Source organism: uncultured Capnocytophaga sp. (genome assembly GCF_963525585.1).
Taxonomy (GTDB): Bacteria; Bacteroidota; Bacteroidia; order Flavobacteriales; family Flavobacteriaceae; genus Capnocytophaga.
Map to the genome: position 1 here is coordinate 1 of NZ_CAURLX010000073.1, position 5168 is coordinate 5168.

General features: G+C 33.5%; 6 protein-coding genes. All 6 read left to right on the plus strand.

Annotated elements, in window-relative coordinates; genetic code table 11:
- The first annotated feature begins 177 nt into the window (after nt 1–177).
- The 6 genes from RYK20_RS10600 to RYK20_RS10625 all read left to right on the plus strand — a co-directional run bounded on the left by RYK20_RS10600 (nt 178) and on the right by RYK20_RS10625 (nt 5119).
- Nucleotides 178–648 (plus strand): hypothetical protein, encoded by a 471-nt coding sequence (locus RYK20_RS10600; RefSeq protein ID WP_314895397.1) that lies wholly within the window; start codon nt 178–180, stop codon nt 646–648.
- 406 nt (nt 649–1054) lie between these two features.
- Nucleotides 1055–1402 carry an immunity 22 family protein gene (locus RYK20_RS10605; protein WP_314895398.1) on the plus strand — a complete coding sequence of 116 codons (348 nt, stop codon included), beginning with the start codon at nt 1055–1057 and terminating at the stop codon, nt 1400–1402.
- Between the two features lie 292 nt (nt 1403–1694).
- Nucleotides 1695–2003, plus strand: a complete 309-nt coding sequence (locus RYK20_RS10610; RefSeq protein ID WP_314895399.1) for a hypothetical protein — start codon at nt 1695–1697, stop codon at nt 2001–2003.
- Between the two features lie 106 nt (nt 2004–2109).
- Nucleotides 2110–3120, plus strand: a complete 1011-nt coding sequence (locus tag RYK20_RS10615; protein WP_314895400.1) for a hypothetical protein — start codon at nt 2110–2112, stop codon at nt 3118–3120.
- A gap of 6 nt (nt 3121–3126) precedes the next feature.
- Nucleotides 3127–4089, plus strand: a complete 963-nt coding sequence (locus tag RYK20_RS10620; RefSeq protein WP_314895401.1) for a hypothetical protein — start codon at nt 3127–3129, stop codon at nt 4087–4089.
- 19 nt (nt 4090–4108) lie between these two features.
- Nucleotides 4109–5119: a hypothetical protein gene (locus tag RYK20_RS10625; protein WP_314895402.1), complete on the plus strand. Its 1011-nt coding sequence runs from the start codon at nt 4109–4111 to the stop codon at nt 5117–5119.
- The last annotated feature ends 49 nt before the right edge of the window (nt 5120–5168 follow it).

The following is a 5168-nucleotide window of genomic DNA, read 5'->3' on the forward strand; positions in this document are numbered from 1 at the left end:
CATAGAGGAATAAACCAGCCCCAATTAGGAACCTCAATTCATCACCACGCTGGTGATGAATTGTAAAATGCTGATAGATAACAATTAATGTGAGTTCGATGTAAGCAAAATTATATTTTTTCTCCCACAGATTCCACGGATTTTCACGGAGAGAATGATATAACAACTAATGTAACTATGAAAAAAGGTAATATAAAAATCCTATATCAGATTGATTTAGAAATATATAAAAAAGTAAGAAAGGAAAACTACCATCATTTTTCTAAATCTGAAATCGTTGAGAAAATGCTATGGGGAGAGGTTTTAATTTTAAATGATGATAAAACTCTTTTTCATTTTCAGGCTGATTTGCTTAAATTCTTCATTGTTTTTGCTGATAATCTAAGGGAAATAGCTTCGGGAGAAGAAACAAAAAATGAAGTATTTAGTGTGTATGATGATTATCATTTTTCCCTCAAAAGAGAGGATGAAGAGTATGTTCGTATTCTATTCAATGGACAAAGAAAGTCGTTGTTCAGCATCAAAAAATTACTGCATAAAATAGAAGCTGTAAAGCAGAAATTATACAACGACTTTAAGATACTATACCCTGATTATGAGCAGTTGAAAAACTTGGATTACTTGGAGCGTAAACTAGTAAGCTTGTAGCTCGTGTCTATTCATTATTGTCCAAAATACCGCAAGTACTATATCATAGAGAACTTTTTAAAAATTGATTATGTTGTTAGAAGAGGAAATAGAAAAAGCCTTAAGTTTGAAAGAAGAACCGAAATCATCTCTATTAATGATAGATTTAGTTGTTTTAGCAAGAAAAAAATAATATTTCTAATGAAGAAATCAAGGCTACATTACTAAATTTATTTGTCAAGTATTATGAAGAAGGGGAGAATAATAACGATGAATCGCGTGATAAGGCTGATAAAATTGCAGATTTATTAGATGCTATAGCGTATGATCGTATTTGATAAATAAAAAAATACCCCCGCTGGTGCGAGCGTCTCGCTCGTGCCAATCAGTTGTTAAGTTTATTGTCTTATAATTAAAAAATATCAATATGAATAAGATTAAAATTTGGTTAGGGACATTTCAAGGTAATAGTAAGGAATACTTATTATACTTTGAGGAAGAAACAGAATGTAATTTTAACAAAGATATTCAAGAACTAGAATATGATCTTGATTTCATAGGTATTATCCCTCTCTTTGATAAATTTTTAAATATTGAAGAATTGGTAAAAGAAACGCCTCTTGGTAAAAAAAGTAGAGAAGAATTAGTAAGACAATGTCATAAAATGGGTATTAATTATGGAAATGCTATATTTTTCTACTCAGGAGATACAAGAGATATAGAAATAGGAGAGATTTTTAACCAATTAGTATATGTTGGTGAATATAATCCTTAAAATAAGGGTAATATCTCCAAAATGTCGATAATTGGGCAACCAGAGAGATAATTATTTATCTACTTCTTGATATAGGAATGTAGGAAACGAGCGAAACGTTTGCAACAGTTACAAGTTGGTAAGGAATCAACGGTGTGGTAGGGCTTTAATACACTCCCCAAAATATCGAAAATCCTACATCATAGAGAGAAGCGTTTTTTAAGGCTTAATTGATAAGGGAATACAGAGGCGCAAATACTTACACCAAGGCGAAAAAATTGAATTAAAAACACATTATTAGAACTTGAAATATATGAAAGAAGTATTATTTTTATTGACTCCAGCAGAGGTAAATGCCTTACTAAAACTACTTAATTATATAAAATTCACTTGTGAAGATGAGGAAGCAAATATATTTAAAGACAGTCCTTTTATCAATTCAATATTTGAGAAAATTTTAAAAGAAAATCCTATTCCTCTACATCAAAGTAAACAGAGACAAAAAGAGATTTTAGAGGACATAGAGAAAAGGTTAGAACAGAATGATTATTATAACGGACTTTCGACTGAGGAAAAAAGAGAATACTTATCTGCCCTTTTGTTCCCATATCCATTAGATTAGAGAATGGGTAATTTGGTAAGATATCAGATATGTTGCTACGGCTTAACAATCTCAATTCATCACCAACGTGGTGATGAATTATAAAACACTAATAAATAACTAACTAATGAAATACGTTGTAATATTTTTGACATTATTATCTACCAGTTGTAACCTTTTTCAAAGGCAACAATCGGCAGGGGAAAGTGTTGCTGTAGAGCAAAAGCAGCAACAAGAAGAGGTCTTTGTACCTGTGGAGAAGGAGTTGTATGTGATTAGTCATACAGCACTGCGATATACAGTACCAGATATTCATAGTGATCCCGAAGAAGCAATGAATTCTTTTGGAGATCTTTTTGAGATAGAAGCGGAATCCGAGCATTTCTATAAGATAAAAAGCAATTGGGATTGGTATCTCCGCAAGGAAGATATGGGAAGCTATGAGGATATTCGATTCACCAAGGAAGTATTAGAAGATGTCCATTTTATAGGTAAATGGGAGGGAGATACTTTTGTAGATGAAAAAGAGGGGACTACCCTTTCCAAATACTTTACAATTGACATGATTTCTTATGAAGCATATCAAAAAGCAAAGAAAAATGGATACTTTCCTTTGGTGAAAGATACCCTTGCCATAAAAAAGAAAGAGGGGATACTCTTACTTCCTTGTAACGATACGGTGGTTAAGCTTAAGGATGTAGAAATGACACCCCAAGATGATTTGGAAGTCTATGAATACGAGGGAGAGATGCAGCCCATACACCAATATCTTATAGCAGGTTACTACTATGAGGCTGGAGATAAGTTCCTTATAGATAAAAGAACAGGTCATAAGACAGAGATAGAAAGCCACCCTTACCTTTCGCCTAATGGAAAGTATATCATCACTTTAGGGGTGACAGAGATGGGAGGGGCTACTGCTATTGCGCTATATAAGGTACTAAGCAAGGATCCTTTTGCTATCGAACTTGTAGTATCCGCTTGGATTCGCTATTGGGTAGCCTACGAAGGATATAAGGATAGACCTACCTTCTTTGGCAAAGACGGCTGCTTGTATGTTGCTATAGATGCTTTAGGTAGCTATGAATATAATGAGCCCCATAAGCCTTGTAAGTATATAAGAATCAAAATCAAATAATAACTAATGAAACATTTTATCATATTCTTTTTAACATTATTATCTACCAGCTGTAACCTTTTCCAAAAACAACAGCCGGCAGGGGAAAGTGTTGCAGTAGAGGAAAAGCAACAACAAGAAGAAGCGTTTGTGTCAGTGCAGAAGGAGTTGTATGTTATTGACAAGGAAGAACGGCAAGATAATTATCTTTTCGGCGAGAAGATAAAAATAAGTGCAGAAGGAAATGAGTTTTACAAAACTGACAGAGGAGATTATATAAAAAAGAAAGATGTAGGCGATTGGAATACCCTGAAAACTAAAATCACTGGGGATGATCTTACAAAAAATGTAGATATTAACGGAAAATCTAACGATAGTATCTCTAAATACCTGAGTATAGATCAAATTTCTTATGAAGAATATCAAGAAGCTCTTGGAAATAAGATAGATTTTCTCATAGAAGACACCCTTGCAATTGTAAAGAAGAATAGCAAACTTACCTTCCCTTGTGAGCATAAAACAGTTTATCTAAAAGACCTGCCTGATAGTGTTGAAAATCCTTTTTCTACAACCTATGCTTATGTAGGGAATATACCTATTCTCAATCAATATTTAGTTTTTGAAGATTCTGGAGATTTTTATGCTTATATTTTTATAGATAAAACAACTGGTAAGCAAACTGATTTTGAGCGTTTTCCCTTTCTCTCTCCCGATAAGAAGTATATCATTACAATAGGGAGAGCTTATGAAGATTTAGTGGGAACGATTTCTTTGTATCGCATAAAAAGTATAAAACCATTTGTGATTGAAACTTTAGTAAATGAAGACATAAAATGGTGGGCAACCTATGATTTTGATGAAGCCCCCATCTTTTTTAGTAAAAATGGTTCCTTATATGCTCCGATGAATGTTATCCCAAACTTTTTTGACGAGCATAATAATCCTAACAAACAGCGAATGTATATCAAGATAGGAATTAGAAATCAATAAACAGTATTACAACTAATCTATGAAACACATTACAATAATCTTTTTAACATTATTATCTACCAGTTGTAACCTTTTTCAAAGGCAACAATCGGCAGGGGAAAGTGTTGCTGTAGAGCAAAAGCAGCAACAAGAAGAGGTCTTTGTACCTGTGGAGAAGGAGTTGTATGTGATTAGTCATACAGCACTGCGATATACAGTACCAGATATTCATAGTGATCCCGAAGAAGCAATGAATTCTTTTGGAGATCTTTTTGAGATAGAAGCGGAATCCGAGCATTTCTATAAGATAAAAAGCAATTGGGATTGGTATCTCCGCAAGGAAGATATGGGAAGCTGTGAGGATATCCGCTTTAAGGAAGGCTTAGAAGATGTTTATTTAATAGGTAAGAAACAAGAAGATGGCACTATAGAAGAAGAAAAAGGGATTACTCTTTCCAAATATTTTACGATTGATTTGATTTCTTACGAAGAATATCAAAAAGCATTGAGTAATGGATATTTTCCTTTAGTAAAGGACACTCTTTCTATTAAGAAGGAAAAGTGGATTCTAACATTACCTTGTAGAGATACTCTTGTTGAGTTTAAGGATTCAGCACTAAAACCAGAGGCAGATAGGGAGGAATATGAATATTTGGGCGATATGAAACCAATACACCAATACCTTATAGCAGGGACTTATGACGAAACGTGGGATAAATTTTTTATAGACAAAAGAACAGGTCATAAAACAGAAATAGATAGTTATCCTTACCTCTCGCCCGATGGAAAGTATATCATTACTCTTGGGGTGACAGAAATGGGAGGTCCTACAGCTATTGCACTATATAAAGTATTAAGCAAAGATCCTTTTAAAATTAAGCTTGTGACAGTAGCAGGAATTCGCTATTGGGTAGCATACGAAAATGATAAAAAACGACCTACTTTCTTTGGTAAAAACGGGTGTTTGTATGTAGCAATGGATCTCTCTGGTAGTTATCAATACGATAAACTAGATAAGCCTTGTAAGTATTTGAGAATCAAAATAAAATAGCAGTCAGCAGTAAATAACAAATAACGAACTAATGAAACACAAACTAACC

Bases quoted from the DNA above. Each gene is read 5' to 3' on its own strand.
- RYK20_RS10600 (WP_314895397.1), top strand. From the start codon at position 178: ATGAAAAAAGGTAATATAAAAATCCTATATCAGATTGATTTAGAAATA.
- RYK20_RS10605 (WP_314895398.1), top strand. From the start codon at position 1,055: ATGAATAAGATTAAAATTTGGTTAGGGACATTTCAAGGTAATAGTAAG.
- RYK20_RS10610 (WP_314895399.1), top strand. From the start codon at position 1,695: ATGAAAGAAGTATTATTTTTATTGACTCCAGCAGAGGTAAATGCCTTA.
- RYK20_RS10615 (WP_314895400.1), top strand. From the start codon at position 2,110: ATGAAATACGTTGTAATATTTTTGACATTATTATCTACCAGTTGTAAC.
- RYK20_RS10620 (WP_314895401.1), top strand. From the start codon at position 3,127: ATGAAACATTTTATCATATTCTTTTTAACATTATTATCTACCAGCTGT.
- RYK20_RS10625 (WP_314895402.1), top strand. From the start codon at position 4,109: ATGAAACACATTACAATAATCTTTTTAACATTATTATCTACCAGTTGT.